The 14,429-nt window shown below is 65.0% G+C and carries 19 protein-coding genes; 5 read left to right on the top strand and 14 right to left on the bottom strand.

Annotated features, from left to right (window positions below):
• Window positions 1-35: 35 nt before the first annotated feature.
• A complete protein-coding gene (locus K410_RS0127170; protein ID WP_028137791.1) occupies window positions 36-245 on the top strand; it encodes a hypothetical protein in 210 nt (69 codons plus the stop codon).
• 9 nt (window positions 246-254) lie between these two features.
• On the opposite strand, the gene K410_RS0127165 is transcribed toward K410_RS0127170, so the two are convergent.
• From K410_RS0127165 to K410_RS0127150, 4 genes are read right to left on the bottom strand one after another with little or no spacing between them, the layout of a single operon-like run.
• On the bottom strand, window positions 255-608 hold the full coding sequence (locus K410_RS0127165) for a hypothetical protein (RefSeq protein WP_028137790.1): 354 nt from the start codon (window positions 606-608) through the stop codon (window positions 255-257).
• 44 nt (window positions 609-652) lie between these two features.
• Window positions 653-1,363: an ABC transporter ATP-binding protein gene (locus K410_RS0127160; RefSeq protein ID WP_028137789.1), complete on the bottom strand. Its 711-nt coding sequence runs from the start codon at window positions 1,361-1,363 to the stop codon at window positions 653-655.
• On the bottom strand, window positions 1,353-2,090 hold the full coding sequence (locus tag K410_RS0127155) for an ABC transporter permease (protein WP_028137788.1): 738 nt from the start codon (window positions 2,088-2,090) through the stop codon (window positions 1,353-1,355). The genes K410_RS0127160 and K410_RS0127155 overlap by 11 nt, the downstream gene beginning before the upstream one ends.
• Before the next feature lies 1 nt (window position 2,091).
• Window positions 2,092-3,108, bottom strand: coding sequence for an ABC transporter substrate-binding protein (locus K410_RS0127150; protein ID WP_245269588.1), 1,017 nt, complete (start codon window positions 3,106-3,108; stop codon window positions 2,092-2,094).
• A gap of 87 nt (window positions 3,109-3,195) precedes the next feature.
• Here K410_RS0127150 and K410_RS0127145 point away from each other — a divergent pair, with 87 nt between their 5' ends.
• On the top strand, window positions 3,196-3,555 hold the full coding sequence (locus K410_RS0127145; protein ID WP_028137786.1) for a hypothetical protein: 360 nt from the start codon (window positions 3,196-3,198) through the stop codon (window positions 3,553-3,555).
• A 145-nt stretch (window positions 3,556-3,700) separates the two neighbouring features.
• Here K410_RS0127145 and K410_RS0127140 read toward each other — a convergent pair whose 3' ends face one another.
• Together K410_RS0127140 and K410_RS0127135 are read right to left on the bottom strand one after the other, a co-directional pair.
• On the bottom strand, window positions 3,701-4,519 hold the full coding sequence (locus tag K410_RS0127140; RefSeq protein ID WP_028137785.1) for a quinoprotein dehydrogenase-associated SoxYZ-like carrier: 819 nt from the start codon (window positions 4,517-4,519) through the stop codon (window positions 3,701-3,703).
• An 80-nt stretch (window positions 4,520-4,599) separates the two neighbouring features.
• Window positions 4,600-5,526 (bottom strand): quinoprotein relay system zinc metallohydrolase 2, encoded by a 927-nt coding sequence (locus tag K410_RS0127135; protein WP_028137784.1) that lies wholly within the window; start codon window positions 5,524-5,526, stop codon window positions 4,600-4,602.
• Between the two features lie 126 nt (window positions 5,527-5,652).
• Here K410_RS0127135 and K410_RS0127130 point away from each other — a divergent pair, with 126 nt between their 5' ends.
• Window positions 5,653-6,534 carry a substrate-binding domain-containing protein gene (locus K410_RS0127130; RefSeq protein WP_028137783.1) on the top strand — a complete coding sequence of 294 codons (882 nt, stop codon included), beginning with the start codon at window positions 5,653-5,655 and terminating at the stop codon, window positions 6,532-6,534.
• Window positions 6,535-6,544: 10 nt separating this feature from the next.
• On the top strand, window positions 6,545-7,102 hold the full coding sequence (locus tag K410_RS0127125; protein ID WP_028137782.1) for a PQQ-dependent catabolism-associated CXXCW motif protein: 558 nt from the start codon (window positions 6,545-6,547) through the stop codon (window positions 7,100-7,102).
• A gap of 54 nt (window positions 7,103-7,156) precedes the next feature.
• On the opposite strand, the gene K410_RS0127120 is transcribed toward K410_RS0127125, so the two are convergent.
• The 6 genes from K410_RS0127120 to K410_RS0127095 form a co-directional block, all read right to left on the bottom strand.
• Window positions 7,157-7,456 (bottom strand): copper-binding protein, encoded by a 300-nt coding sequence (locus K410_RS0127120; RefSeq protein WP_028137781.1) that lies wholly within the window; start codon window positions 7,454-7,456, stop codon window positions 7,157-7,159.
• 134 nt (window positions 7,457-7,590) lie between these two features.
• Window positions 7,591-8,199: a BAR domain-containing protein gene (locus K410_RS0127115; protein ID WP_028137780.1), complete on the bottom strand. Its 609-nt coding sequence runs from the start codon at window positions 8,197-8,199 to the stop codon at window positions 7,591-7,593.
• A complete protein-coding gene (locus K410_RS0127110; RefSeq protein WP_028137779.1) occupies window positions 8,196-9,044 on the bottom strand; it encodes an ABC transporter permease in 849 nt (282 codons plus the stop codon). The genes K410_RS0127115 and K410_RS0127110 overlap by 4 nt, the downstream gene beginning before the upstream one ends.
• The gene (locus K410_RS0127105) at window positions 9,041-9,847 is read right to left on the bottom strand and encodes an ABC transporter ATP-binding protein (RefSeq protein WP_028137778.1); all 807 of its coding nucleotides are present in this window, start codon (window positions 9,845-9,847) and stop codon (window positions 9,041-9,043) included. The genes K410_RS0127110 and K410_RS0127105 overlap by 4 nt, the downstream gene beginning before the upstream one ends.
• Window positions 9,844-10,812: a YVTN family beta-propeller repeat protein gene (locus K410_RS0127100; RefSeq protein WP_028137777.1), complete on the bottom strand. Its 969-nt coding sequence runs from the start codon at window positions 10,810-10,812 to the stop codon at window positions 9,844-9,846. The genes K410_RS0127105 and K410_RS0127100 overlap by 4 nt, the downstream gene beginning before the upstream one ends.
• Window positions 10,813-10,900: 88 nt before the next feature.
• Window positions 10,901-12,082 (bottom strand): ABC transporter substrate-binding protein, encoded by a 1,182-nt coding sequence (locus K410_RS0127095; RefSeq protein WP_028137776.1) that lies wholly within the window; start codon window positions 12,080-12,082, stop codon window positions 10,901-10,903.
• Between the two features lie 60 nt (window positions 12,083-12,142).
• Between K410_RS0127095 and K410_RS0127090 the strand changes: the two genes are divergently transcribed.
• Window positions 12,143-12,715, top strand: coding sequence for a DUF3280 domain-containing protein (locus K410_RS0127090; protein WP_028137775.1), 573 nt, complete (start codon window positions 12,143-12,145; stop codon window positions 12,713-12,715).
• Between the two features lie 35 nt (window positions 12,716-12,750).
• Here K410_RS0127090 and fghA read toward each other — a convergent pair whose 3' ends face one another.
• Both fghA and K410_RS0127080 read right to left on the bottom strand, forming a co-directional pair.
• Window positions 12,751-13,596, bottom strand: coding sequence for an S-formylglutathione hydrolase (gene fghA, locus K410_RS0127085; RefSeq protein WP_028137774.1), 846 nt, complete (start codon window positions 13,594-13,596; stop codon window positions 12,751-12,753).
• A gap of 74 nt (window positions 13,597-13,670) precedes the next feature.
• Window positions 13,671-14,291, bottom strand: a complete 621-nt coding sequence (locus tag K410_RS0127080) for a response regulator (RefSeq protein ID WP_018320706.1) — start codon at window positions 14,289-14,291, stop codon at window positions 13,671-13,673.
• Between the last annotated feature and the right edge of the window lie 138 nt (window positions 14,292-14,429).

Genomic DNA, 14,429 nt, shown 5'->3' with positions numbered 1-14,429 from the left:
TGCTAATCTCCATCGCCCCGTGAGAGGATCCCGGCATGAACGCGATTGACCTGGTGGTGACTGTGTGTGCGGTGCTCTCGCCTGCGACCTGCGAGGAGCAGCATCTGTTGTTCAACTATTCGGGGTCGCCTCGTCAATGCATGATGGCCGCGCCGCCCTATATCGCGCAATGGGTCGGTGAGCATCCGAAGTGGCAGGCGGTGCGCTGGCGCTGCGAATACCCGCACCCGAACGACAAGGCGTGAGGCGTCTCGCTACTTGGTGCAGTCCTTCAGATCCTTGTCGGCGATCGAGAACACTGCGTCGGCCCTGATCTCGATGTCGCGGACCACGCATTGACGTCCGCTGGGATAGCCGACCTTGGCGTCGTAGCGGCCGGGCTCGACGCCGGCGATGCGTAGCCGCTCGTCGTGGTCAACCTCCTTGTCCTTGTCGTTCAGGCACTGGTTCGGACCCCAATCGGTCTTCCCGGCCGGTGAGAGCTGGAATCCGGAGATCGTCTCCGTGGTCAGGTTCCAGAGCCTGATGCCCTTGCCCTTGGCCTGCGCCAGTGCGGCGTTCGGCACCGCAACCAGGAGGAGGCCGATCGCAATCAGCGTTCGCCGCATGGGTGAATCTCCCTCGATATGTCGGTCCAGTTGACCACGCGTTGTCATTTCGATTCAAGCGGCAAGGCCGCGAGCTCGGCCCTGATGCGGCCGAGATCGGCTTCGCTGCGCATCGCGCGCGGAATGGCGATCGGCACCTCCTGCACGATATGCGCGGGGCGTGGCGACAAGACCAACAGGCGGTCGCCGAGCCGGATCGCATCGTCGAGACTATGGGTCACGAGCAGTGTCATCACCGGACGCCGCGCCACCAGCATTGCAATCTCGTCGCGCAACCGGCCGGCAAGGGCGTCGTCGAGCGAGGCAAGGGGTTCGTCGAGGACCAGCAGGTCGGGCTCGACGGCGAAAGCGCGGGCGAGTGCGACGCGCCGGGCAAGGCCGAGCGACAACTCGCCGGGAAAGTGGCTGCGATGCGCCTCCAGCTCCAGAATCCTGAACAGCTCCGACAGCTTCGCCTCGGTCACATCGGGGGCCGCCAGCCGCACATTCTGCTCGACCGAACGCCAAGGCAGCAGCCGGGGCTCCTGGAACACCATTCCGATCCGTGCCTGCGGCGGCCGCGCGATATGGCCCCTGAAATCGTCATCGAGCCCGAGGATGATGCGCAGCATCGTGCTCTTGCCGCAGCCGGACGGACCGATGAGCACGCCGACCTCGCCGGGGCAAAGCGCGAACTTGAGCGGCGCGAGCACCTCGTGGGTCCCGCCCGCGGCACTCGTGAACGTCTTGCCCGTGATGTCGACCTCAAGCCGCACGGGGCCGCCACCGTGTTGTGCGGGCTTCGAACGGCTGCACCAGCAAGGTTTCGATCACGAGCACGACCGCGGCGAATGTCAGCGAATAGGCCAGCAGCCGCGGCGTGTCGAACAGCTGGAAGGCGACGCCGATCTCGAACCCGACGCCGTTCGGACGTCCGAGCAGCTCGGCGACCAGCACGATCTTCCACACCAGCGACAGCCCGGAGCGGGCGGCGGCCGCGATATAGGGCGCAAGCTGCGGCAGCACGACATGGCGGAATGCGCGCCAGCGCGGCATCGCGAACACGCTTGCCATCTCGTCGAGCGAGCGGTCGAGCGCGCGGGTGCCCTCGCGCAAGGTGACGACGGCGGTCGGCAGCTTGTTGATGGCGATCGCCGCGATCGCGGCGGTCTCGGTCAGGCCGGCCCAGATATAGGCCAGCACGATCACGACCAGTGCGGGCAGGTTGAGCAGAAGGATCAGCCAGGGATCGCCGAGCCGGTCGGCAAGCCTGACCCGGCCCATCAAATAGCCGATGGCGCTGCCGAGCGACATCGCGAGTGTGAAGGCGAGCGCGACGCGCGCCAGCGTGGCGCCGAGATGCAGGAACAGCGCGCCGGATGAGGCTTCCGCAATCATCACCTCCAGTACTGCCGGCGGGGACGGCAGCTTCGCGCCGCCGACGAACAGCGCGGCAATCCACCAGGTCGCGAGGAGCAGGGCGAAGGAGAGAAGACGCAGCACCTCAGTCTCCAGGCACGGCGTGGTAGAACGTGCCGGGATCGAGCTCGGCCGCGGGGCCGACGAGATCTCGGCCACCGATCTCAGCCAGCACGCGATACAGCACGCGCGCGTCCTGCTCCTCCTCGGCGATGCTCCGGCGTGGAATACCGTCGCGATAGCGCTCGCGATAGGTCTTGAGCAGGGTGACATCGCTCGTGCCGGTCAGCGGCGCGATCTTGTCCCAGGCCGCATCCGAGCTGACCAGCAATTGCTTGGCCTTGCGGGTCATCGCGATGAAGCGCGCCACGGCGTCGCGATGGCTCGCGGCCCAATTCTCGTCGAAGACGTAACCGACCGCGGAGACGGCGCCCTTGGCGCCCAGCTTCGGTAGAATGTCTTCGATGCCGGCGAGGCGCCTGAAACCCTTGGCTTCGAGCTGGGCACAGAAATTCCAGAAGTTGAGGCTCGCCTCCATCTCGCCGTCGAGCGCCTTGGCGGCGAGCAGGGGCGGGGCGCCATAGACGACGGTCGCCTCCGACTTCAGGTCGATGCCGTCCTGCTTCATGCGCGCCTGCAGCAGGAGCCAGCTCTTGTCGATTGCTCCGCCCGCGACAGCGAGCTTGCGGCCCTTCAAGTCGGCAAGCGACTTGATCGGTGATGACGCCGGCACCATCACTGCGCCGAGCGCACTGGAGTAGGGATAGAAGGTGAGCTTGGCACCGAGCGCCCGCTCGCGCGACACCCACAGCCAGTCCGACAGGATGATGTCGGCGCTGCCTGCGCGCATCGCGATCTTGCCGGCCTCGGTGCTCGCGAGCTCGGTGACCTCCAGCGCGAGGCCGGCTTCCTTGTCGAGCCCGCTGGCGCGGATCGCGGCCAGCTCCCAGGAGAATGTTCCGGTCTTCTGCACCGCAAGGCGGATGGTCTCCGCGGCGTGGCCGGGTGCGACGAGCGTCAGCGCCAGCGTCGCCGCGACCGCCAATGGTCGACCAAGTGCCCTTATCAGACCAAGTGCCCTTATCAGGCCAAGTGCTCTCATCACCTTGTGAGCCGTTTCCTCTGACAGAATGCTTTTCAGGACAATACGCATAGCATAGCTTCGATCGCAACCAGCGGGAGGATGCGCATGAAACTGGCCGGACAGCTACGACCGATTGTCGCCGCATTGACGGTGCTGGCGGCGACGGCGTGCGTGGCGCAGGCCGAGGATGCCAACGATTATCCCACGTCGGCGCGCGCGGAGTACGTCTATGGCTGCATGAAGGCCAATGGCGAGAGCCGGCAGTCGATCGAGCAATGTTCCTGCTCGATCGACGTGGTGGCCTCGATCATCCCCTATGAGCGCTATGTGACCGCGGAGACCGCGCTCAGCATGTCGCAAGTGCGTGGCAATCTCGGCGTCCAGTTCCGCACCTCGGAGCAGGCCAACACGGCGATGAACGATCTGCGGCGGGCGCAGGCGGAAGCCGAGGTGCGGTGTTTCTGACAGCGCATCATGCCAGCCGTATTCGTCATGCCCGGGCTTGTCCCGGGCATCCACGTTCTTTGGGAAGGCGTGCAGTTCGTGGATGGCCGGGACATAGGCGAGCAAAGCGACGCCGTCCTTCGGCCGGCCATGACGATCGAGAGACTTAAGTCCCCGGCTTCTCGACGTCCCATTCGTTGCGGAACACGTGTCCCTCCGTGTCCCTGGCTTCCGCGCGGAAACGCTTGGCGCCGTTGGAGACGTAGGTGAAGCGCAGATTGGGATCTTCCGAGATCGAGATGCCACCTTCCATCGACAGCACGGGGCTGTCGTCCTGCGTCAGCTTCAGCTGGTTGATGAAGAAGGCGGGAATATAGAGCTGCGTGACCTGGTCCATCTGCAGGCCGGAATTGTTGGGATGGCCGATCATGATCTGCGCTTCGCGGACGCGGCTCGCCGGCGCCTCCTCGCGCGCGAATTGCCGGTAGCGCATCTTGCCGAGCCGGCTGTTGGCTTCCTCGACATTCTTTCCCGCCGGCGCCGAGCAGCCGCCGGAGGCTTTTACGTAGACCTTCGAGACATAGAGCTGGCCGTCGCTGAGCTCGGCCACCGCGTGGACGTCGGTGTAATTGTTGACACGCACGCGCGTCGAGATCTCGGTGACATTGGCGTCGGCGCCGAGCTCGAACTTCGCCGCCATCGGCGCCGGGTTACGGTCGATCACGAGCGTGATCGAACGGATCCGTCGGCTGTCTGCGGGCGACAGCTTGCTGCGCAGGGTCACCGGCACGATCGCCGCATCCTCGGCGCGATACGGCATCTCGATGCCGATGACGGCGCTGCCGTCATTCATCGGACGGCCATTGAAGATGTCCTGCACCAGGCCCGGCCAGGGATCGTAGGCTTCTTCGGCCTGCACCGGCACGGCAAAGGCAATGCCGAGCAGTGCGGCGATCAGTGGCAGGCGGCGTGTGCATCCCGTCATGGCCATGGTCCTCTGAGTCAGCGAAGCCGATCTCGTCCCCGGATGTCAGCGAAGCCGATTTGCTTATGTTAGCGCGCCGGCTACTCCCATTCAATTTCCGAGAATGCTGCAGTTGCGTTCCGGGCGTTGTAATCGCCAAACAGCTCCCAGCGCGGTCGCTCCTCGGCAGCCGCCTTGTCGGCGGCGGCCCGGATCGGCTCGCCTTTCTTGTTCGAGGCGCGGACGTCGGACAGCAGCGTTGACAGGTAACGCCGTTCGTCGGCCAGCGCGGCGGGCCAGTCGCTCACGGGGCCGTGACCGGGAACGACACGCAGCGCCGGAATCGTCTCCAGCTCCTTCAACGTGTCGAGCCAGCCGCGGATGCTGCCGTCCATGACCGGAATGTGGCGGAGAAAGACGAGGTCGCCTGCAAACAGGGTCTTGGTCGTCTCGTCGTACACGGTGACGTCGTTGTCGCTGTGTCCGGCCCGCCAGGCGCGCAAGGCCAAACGGCGCGACCCGAGATCGAGCGTCATCGTGTCCGAAACCAGGAGGGTGGGAGCAATGATCTTCACGGGATCGATCAGCTCGCTGCCCATGATGCGGCGAAAATTGTCGAGATAGTGGGGTCCGCGCGTCGCGAGCGCCTGGGGCAGCTTGCCATGGCCGACGAAGCTTGCGCCTGCGGTGGCGAAGGCCGCGTTACCGAAGACATGGTCGGGGTGGCCGTGGGTGTTGATGACATAGCGGATCGGCTTGGGCGTACGGGCCCGCACCGCCGCCAGCAGGGCCTCGCCTTCGCGCACGCTGCCGCCGGTGTCGATGACAGCCACGGCATCATCGCCGACGATGAAGCCGACATTGGCAATGTCGCCCTCGTTCTCACGGCTCATCAGGGCAATGGCCCCGGAGTGTACGAAGATTCCCGGCGCGACTTCGCTCACAGGCAATTCGGCCGCCCCGGCCCGTGCTAGCGTTGCTGTCCCCAGCAGGGACAAGGCTGCGATCACTCGAGCGATGCGAGACACTTTTCCGCCTCAGTTCAAAGGATGGCCTGCATTGCACTGCAACAAAGAAACCCAGCAAGGTTTGGCAAAACATGGCGCGTCATGCGTTGCATGGATAGCATTCAAACAAAACGAGGAGGAAGCGCGATGACGGAGGCCGGACGACATCGTCGCTGGTTGTTTTCACTGTGGGTCCTGGTTGCGTCCTGCGCGCTCGGCGATGTCGCCATCGCGCAGACCAATGACAGCGGCGACCTCTCGTTCGAGCTGGTCGACCCGAACGTGCTACGCGTCTGTGCCGATCCACGCAATCTGCCGTTCTCGAACGAAAAGGGCGAGGGATTCGAGAACAAGCTGGCCGAGCTGTTTGCAGACAGGCTCAAGAAGAAGCTCGACTATGTCTTCTTCCCGCAAGCCACGGGTTTCGTGCGGATGACGCTGGGCGCGCATCGCTGCGACGTCATCATGGGCTTTCCGCAGGGCGATGACGTCGTGCAAGGCACCAATCCCTATTATCGCACCACCTATGCGCTGGTCGCCAAGACCGGCAGCGGACTCGACGGCGTCGATACGCTGGAGGACCCGAAGTTGAAGGGCAAGCATGTCGGCATCGTCGCCGGCACCCCGCCGGCGACCAACATGGCCATCGCCGGCCTGATGAGCAATGCGAAACCCTATCCGCTGATGGTCGACACGCGCTTCGACAATTCGGCGCAGGCCATGATCGACGACCTCGCGGCCGGCAAGATCGACGCCGGCGTGCTGTGGGGTCCGATGGCCGGCTACTACGCGAAGAAAGTCGGCTCGCTTCATGTCACGCCGCTGGTGAAGGAGACCACGGGGCCGAAGCTGGTCTATCGCATCGGAATGGGCGTGCGTCCCGCCGACCAGAACTGGAAACGGCAGCTCAACAAGCTGATCCAGGAGAACCAGGGCGAGATCAACAAGATCCTGCTCGACTTCGGCGTTCCGCTGCTCGACGAAAGCGATCGGCCGCTCAGTGCGGAGACGGCCAAGAAAACGCCGTGAGGCAGACGCCATGAGGCGGCTTCCCGCCATTGTGCTCGTCGCTGCCGTGCTGGCGGCGCCGGTTCAGGCGCAGCAGCAGGAGCCGTTCGAGCCTGAGAATTTTCGCGCCGACAATTATCGCGCGCCGGTGCCGGCGACGCTGGCCGGCGCGCGTGTGCTGACCACGGCGGCAGCCGAAGCGATCTGGCGGGCGAAGAGCGGCGTCTTCATCGACGTGCTGCCGCGCCCACCGAAGCCGAAGAATCTTCCGGAAGGCACGGTGTGGCGCGATGCGCCGCGCAGGAACATTCCTGGCAGCGTCTGGCTGCCGGATACCGGCTACGGCACTTTGCCAGCGGCCATGGATGATTATTTCCAGCGCGGGCTCGCTCGTGTCTCGGGCGGCGACAAGGCCGCGCTGCTGGTGATCTATTGCCTCGCCGATTGCTGGATGTCCTGGAACGCCGCCAAGCGCGCGCTGGCTTATGGCTATTCCAACATCGCCTGGTACCCCGACGGCACCGACGGATGGGAGCGGGCCAAGCTTCCGACAGAAGAGTCGCAGCCGGAACCGCGACCCGAGCAATAGGCGAGTGAGCGCAGGCCGTGTTGCCTCTCCGCGCTTGCGGGAAGGCAAAGCAGGCTACTGCTTCTGCAGCTTCGTCAGGGTGCCGGTGCCGTTATTGTCGGTCGCAGAATAGTTCACCCTGTCGCCGGCATGAACGGCGTCCAGCATCGCGGCGTCCTTGGCCTTGTACTCCTGGAGCGCGCCGGCAGTTCCGGTGCTGGCGCCGACCGTGCCCTTCTGCGTCTGCTGGATGGAGATCGTGCCGTTGAGCCGATCGATCCGCATCACCATGCCGGTCATATCGTCAGCAACAGCGCTGGTTGCGAGCAGGCTGAGGGCCGCAGCGCCCGCCCAGATAAACTTGGTGGTTCCCATCGAGGCCTCCCGACGTCCTGGAGTTCACTTCGACAAGCCATCCTAGATCGATTTGGTTCCGCCGGATAGCCGCGGCGAGGGTTAACGATCTAACGCTATTGCGGAACTTGCGAGTGCCGTCAGGGAAGCTGACGCTATTCCATCTCCTGTTGAATCACGCGGCCGAGCGCGAACAGGCGCTGGTCGATCGTGGTTGGAACCTCGCAGACGAACCGCACCACCTTGTTGCGGTCCTCGAAAATGCGGGTCTTCCAGATCAGCTCGTTGCTGAGCGCCTCGACCTTGGCCTCGTCCCGCGGCGTGGCGCCCTGAAGTGCCTGGAGCTGGATTGTCTCCTCGCGGATCTTCTCGGCGGCCTCGCGCTGCTTGCGGCTGACGCGTTCGAGCCCGTTCATGACCTGCGAGCGCTGGGCGTTGAGGGTATCGAACAGGCCGGCGAACAGCAGCTTTGCGTTGGTCGTCTTGTCGGCGGAAGAGGCAGCCAGGAAGTCCTTCACCAGCTTGGCGGCCTCATCCATCGGGGTCTTGCGCGCCGACAGCTTTGCGACCAGCGCGGTGATTTTCGCGTCGTTCTTCCACCTGGTCTCGGCGTCGTCGAGCGCGGGCCCCGCCCAGACGGCGGCGAGCGAGATCTCCGGCACCTTGGCCTGCGTGCACGGCCAGTTGGGATGGCGCGGATCGGCCGCGCGGGCGACCGTGCCCGACAGCGCGAGCGCCACAACAGCCATCGCCAGAATCTTCATCCCTCGCCTCCTGCGGGCCCCCGTCGCGCCAGCCCGCGCGAGGGATCATAGGCCAGAATTGCACCGATCATGAAGACGATTGTGCATGCTGCGACCACCGCCAGCGCGATCCAGTTGATCTGCCCGTAGAGTGCAAAACGTATCAGCTCGACCGCATGGGTGAACGGATTGGCCTCGCAGAGATAGTACAGATAGGGACTGCCCTCCTGCACCCGCCAGAGCGGATAGAGCGCGGAGGAGGCGAAGAACATCGGAAAGATGACGAAGTTCATGACCCCGGCGAAGTTCTCCAGTTGCTTGATCCCGGACGAGATCAGCATGCCGAGCGAGCCCAGCATCAGCCCGGACAGGATCAGCGCCGGCAGCACGGTGAGATAGCCCGACGACGGCGGCGTGATGTCCCAGAACCAGGCGATCAGAAGGAACGCATAGACCTGGAGCAGCGACACCGCGGTCCCCGCCAGCAGCTTGCAGAACAGCAGGAACCCGCGCGGCAGCGGACTCACCAGCAGCGTGCGCATGTTGCCCATCTCGCGGTCGTAGACCATGGACAGCGAGGACTGCATGCCGTTGAAGAGCTGGATCATCGCCATCAGCCCGGGCGCGATATAGACCTCGTAGAGGATGTAGGTCTCGTAGGGCGGGATGATGGAGATGCCGAGCACCTGGCGGAAGCCGGCGGCGAAGATGAACAGCCATACCAGCGGCCGCACCAGCGCCGAGACGAAGCGCTCGCGCTGATGCAGGAAGCGCAGGCCCTCGCGCCAGACGATGCCGGTGAGACAGGTCATGTACTCGGCGAATGAGAAGCCACGCGGGGCCTCGCGCGCCGTGATGCTGCTCATGCGCCGCCTCCCGGCATCGCTTGCGCACCGGTCAGGCGCATGAAGGCGGTGTTGACGTCCTGCGCGCCGGCCTCCGTGACGACGCGGCTCATCGGCCCCTGCGCCAGCACCTTGCCCTGGTGCAGCACCACGAGGTCGTCGCTGGGCATGATCTCGTCGAACAGGTGCGTGGCCCAGAGCACGCCGATGCCTTGCTCCGTCACGAGCTGGCGGACCTGGCCGATGATGTCGGCGCGCGCCTTGACATCGAGGCCGACCGTCGGCTCGTCGAGCAACAAGAGCCGCGGCCGGTGCAGCAGCGCACGCGCGATCTCCAGCCGCCGCATCTGTCCGCCCGAGAGATCGCGTACCTTGCTGCCGGCGCGCTCTTCCAGCCCGATGCGGCCAAGCAGCTCGGCGCTGCGCGCTGCGGCGTCGCTCCGGCCGATGCCGTGGAGTGCGGCGTGATAGAGCAGGTTCTGCGTCAGCGACAGGTCGAGGTCGAGCGTGCGCGGCTGGAACACCACCCCCAGCAGCCGCAGCGCCTCGCCGGGACTCTTGCTGATGTCGTGACCGAAGATGACGACACGGCCGGACTGGATGCCGAACAGGCGCGTGATGAGCGAGAACAGCGTGCTCTTGCCGGCGCCGTTGAGGCCGAGCAGGGCTGTAAAGCTTGCCGGCTGCACATCGAAACAGACGTCGATCAGCGCCCGGCGCGACCCATAGGCATGGCTGAGGCCGTCGATCGACAGCGCCGGCACCGCCGCTGTTTCCAGCCTCGGCGCCTCCTGTGGTTCGGGACTCGGCGCAGGGCTGGTCATGGCGCGATCGCGACGCCCCAGGGCAGTTCGCCCACCTGAATGGTCTTGATCACCTTCTGCGCGGCGACGTCGATGACGGAGACGTCGTTCGAGACGCCGTTGGTGGTCAGCAGATATTTTTCATCGGGCGTGAACGCCATGTGCCAGACGCGCTGGCCGACCAAGAGATATTTCGTCACCTTGCGCGAGGCGACGTCGACCACGGCGATGCGGTTGGCAGGGCCGAGCGCGACGAAGGCGGTCTTGTCGTCCTTGGTCATGCCGATGCCGACCGGCTGGATCGCCTCTTTCCGCAGGCCCGGAATCTCGAACGTGACCTTGCCGATCACCTCGTGCTTCCTGGGGTCGATGATTGAGACGGTGCCGCCGATCTCGGAGGACACCCACACTTCGGACGAATCGTGCTTGAATTCGGCATAGCGCGGCCGGGCATCGACCAGCACGTTGGCGACGATCTGGCGCGTGGCCGTGTCGATGAAATGCGCCATGTTGGTGGTTTCGGAGGTGTTGATCAGCGTCTTGCCGTCGGGGCTGATGGTCATGCCCTCGGGCTCGACGCCGACCTGGATGTCGCCGAGCCGGGTACGCTTCTCGAGATCGATCACGGTGACCGTGTTGTCGTTCTCGTTGGCGACGTAGAGGGTTTTTCCGGCCGCATCCTGGGCGAACAGTTCAGGATCGGGGCCGGAGGGCAGGCTGTCGACCACGACTTGCGTCTTGGCGTCGATCACCTGGATGGTGTCGTCGTCGCCGACCGCGACCATCACGAACTTGCCGTCGCGCGTAAAATCGATGCCGCGCGGGCGCTGGCCGACCTTGATGGTCTTGGTCACGGTCCAGCTGTCGGTGTCGATCACCGAGACCGTGTTGCTCTTCTCGTTCGAGACATAGGCAACGAAGGCCTGCGCGGGCGCTGCCGCCAGCGCCAATCCGGCGAGAAGCCCCACACGCCACATGCGTGGCATTCCGCTGCGAGTTGGCTTAACCTCCCCCGCAAGCGGGGGAGGGGGCGCAGCGTCGTCGCGGTGGCAGCTCGATCTCATCTCACATCGCTCACTTCAATTTGCATTTGCTTTCCGGACGATCATAGCCGAGCGTGTCGAGCTCGGAGACCTGGTGTAGGAACCCCTCCTGCGGCGAGACCGACACCACCATGCGGCCGTCAACCAGGAGGATCGGCTGGCGCAGCTGCAAATTCCAGTCGCGCAGGGTCAATCGCGTGCCCTTGAAGGCGGCGACCGAGAAATCCGGGGCCTTGATGAAGTCCGTGACCTTCTTGACGTCACCTGAATTGGTGCGCGAGGTGGCTTCGCCGATCATGCGCACCGCGGTCCAGGCCTGCATGTCGCGCGCGGTCATGCGCCGCGAATTCAGCTTCATGAAGCGGTTCTGCATCTGGATCGCGCCCCACTGGTCCTGCGATGCGTCCCAGCTGCGCGGCACCAGGCCGGCCGAGCCGGCGACGGGGCGCGGATCCCAGGTGCGATAGGGCAGGTAGCCGGCGAACACCTCGCTCTCGTCGGCAGCGACCAGCACGTCGTAGGCCGGCGCGCCTTGCGTGAACACCGGCATCTGACGCTGGATCAGCGTGACGCCGCTGTCGGTGCGCCGCGCGCCGCCCTTGTCTTCGAAAGTCTTCTCCTGCACGATCTTGGCGCCGAACCGTGCGGCGGTGCGCCGCAGCGCGTCGGCAAACAGCTTGTCCTCGTCGTGCGAGCCGACCACCAGCAGCCAGCGCGACCACTTCTTCCAGACCAGATATTGCCCGAGCGCATCGGCCAGCATTGCGCGCGTCGGCGCAGTGTGGATCACGTTGGCCCGGCAATCGGCCTCGCGCAGCCGCTCGTCGATCGCCCCCGCATTGAACAGCAGCGTGCCACGCTCGCGCAGGGCATCCGAGACTTTCAGCAGCGCATCGGCCGGCAGGTCGGCGATGATGAAGCCGTTCTTCTCTGCCAGCGCGGTCGCGGCCTGCACCGGGTCGTCGCCTTCCTTGATGCGGCGCTCTTCCAGCGCGAACCGCTGGCCGAGGAATTTTCCGGTGGTGTTGTTGTCATCGATCGCGAGGCGGGCGCCGGCGAGGCCGTCATTCTCCGCGGGCTGATCGAGCAGCGACAGCGTCGATCGGGGAGCGGCGAGGCCGAGATAGCCGACGCCGATCAGGACAGGCTCCGCCGCGAGCGCGCTCGTCGCAGCAAGACCAATGCCGATCAGACCGGCCAACCATCGGATCATGTTTCCTCCGGACGATCTCCCCGGCTTGACCCCAGGTGGAGAATTGTCTCTGCTTCAAGCATGACCAATTTGTCAGGGCATGCAACCCCGCATTTCGTCCGCGCGCTGGCGGCGTCCGGAATCACGATCATGCGAGCATCGATGATGGCCGCCGCTTTGCTGTTGACGCCTTCGGTCGCGCGCGCCGACCCGCCGAAGCTGGCCGTTTTCGATTTCGAGCTGATCGACACCAGCCTGCCCGGGGAGTTCTACGGCTCCAGGCCCGAAGAGGCGCGGCTCCTGCGCATCAGCGAGCAGCTCCGCAAGGAATTGACCGATTCCGGCAGGTTCCAGGTGCTGGACATCGCGCCGGTCAGGGACGCCGCCCGCCGCGCCAACTTGCAGGCCTGTGGCGGCTGCGATCTCAAGCTCGCCGGGCAATTGGGAGCGGAGCTCGAGATCACCGGCATGGTGCAGAAGGTCTCGAACCTGATCATCAACCTCAACGTCTACCTGCGCGACGTGAAGACCGGCGCCATGATCACCGCGGCGAGCGTCGACATGCGCGGCAACACCGATGAAGCCTGGACGCGCGCGATGAGCTACCTGATCCGCAACCGCTTGCTCGCGCCAAATTACGGCAGGCGGGAGTAGGGGACTCTTACCCTTCAGGGGAGGGTAAGAAGGCCTCACCCCTTCAGCTTCTCCGCATGCCAGTGCAGGTGATCGCCCATGAAGGTCGAGATGAAATAATAGCTGTGGTCATAGCCCGCCTGACGCCGCAGCGTCAGCGGGATGCCTGCCTTGGTGCAGGCGGCTTCGAGCAGCTCCGGCTTGAGCTGCTCCTTCAGGAAATTGTCGGCTTCGCCGACGTCGACCAGAAAGCCGGAGAACTTGGCGCCGTCCTCGATCAGCGCCACCGTGTCGTGGCTGCGCCAGGCCTCCTTGTGCGGTCCGAGATAGCCGGTCAGCGCCTTGATGCCCCAGGGCACGAGCGAGGGCGCCACGATCGGCGCGAATGCGCTCGCGGCGCGATAGCGGTGCGGGTTGCGCAGCGCCACCGTCAGCGCGCCGTGACCGCCCATCGAATGACCCATGATGGATTGCCGCTTGGCGTCGACGGGAAAATTTCCCGCCACGAGCTTGGGCAGCTCGTCTGTCACGTAGCTCCACATCCGATAATTGCGCGCGAACGGCTCCTGCGTGGCGTCGACATAGAAGCCGGCCCCGAGCCCGAAATCATACGCATTGTTGGCATCACCGGGAACGTCCGGCCCGCGCGGTGAGGTGTCGGGCGCGACGAAGATCAGGCCGAGCTCGGCACAGGCCTTGCGGAATTCGCCCTTCTCGGTGACGTTGGCATGCGTGCAGGTGAGGCCGGACAGATACCAGACCACGGGCAGCTTCGCGCCTTCGGCATGCGGGGGAACATAGACCGAGAACACCATGTCGGTTCCGGTCGCCTGGCTCGCATGGCGGTATACGCCTTGCACGCCGCCGTAGGATTTGTTGGTCGAGACAGTCTGAATCGTCATGCCCTAGCTCCGTGGCATCTCACCACATCAACATTGCAACGCTTGTGTGAGCGAAAGTGTGGCGGCGGCCCGCGTCAGGCGACACCGCTGTCGATCGCCAGCCGCACCAGCTCGACCGAGGTCTTCACGCCGAGCTTCTGCCGCATGATGGAGGAGGTGTTGGCGACCGTCTTGTACGACGATTGCACCAGCCAGGCGATCTCCGACAGGCTCTTTCCGGCGCTGAGCAGCCGCAAAATCTCCATCTCGCGCGCGTTCAGCTTCGACAATGGGCTTTGCGCCAGCGTCGGCCCGGCGAAGGCGATGCTGCGTGCGATCGCGCTCGGCAGGTACGTGCCGCCGCCGCCGACGGCGCGGATCGCCTCGACGAGGTCGTCGGGATCGCCGGTCTTGGAGACGTAGCCCTTGGCCCCGCATTCGATCGCGCGCGCGGCGAAGGCCGGGTCGTCATTCATGCTGAACATGATGATGCGGGCCTCGGGCGCGCGTTCGAGAATGCGGCGCGCGAGCTCGAATCCGGAGACGGTCGGCAAATTGATGTCGATGATGCAGAGGTCGGGACGTTCGACGATGAAGACGCATTCGCCGTCTTCGGCGTCGGCGGCCTCCAAAATCTCGATCTCGCCCTCGTCGGCCAGCACGGCGCGGCAGCCGGAGGCGACGATGGGATGATCATCCACGATCAGAATGCGCATAGGCGTTCCCCGTGACAGCGTTTCCTGCGACGAACTTGCCTGCTCTGCGCCGCATGATACCGACCTGGGACAGGCGCGTGAGCGATGTGTCCGAGCTCGCCTCATGCAACCCGGCCGGGATTGCTGTACGCTTCCGAT

This window comes from Bradyrhizobium sp. 22 (genome assembly GCF_000482425.1).
Classification (GTDB): Bacteria; Pseudomonadota; Alphaproteobacteria; order Rhizobiales; family Xanthobacteraceae; genus Bradyrhizobium; species Bradyrhizobium japonicum_B.
The sequence above is the reverse complement of the archived record's forward strand: the minus strand, read 5'-3'. Positions and strand labels throughout refer to the sequence as shown.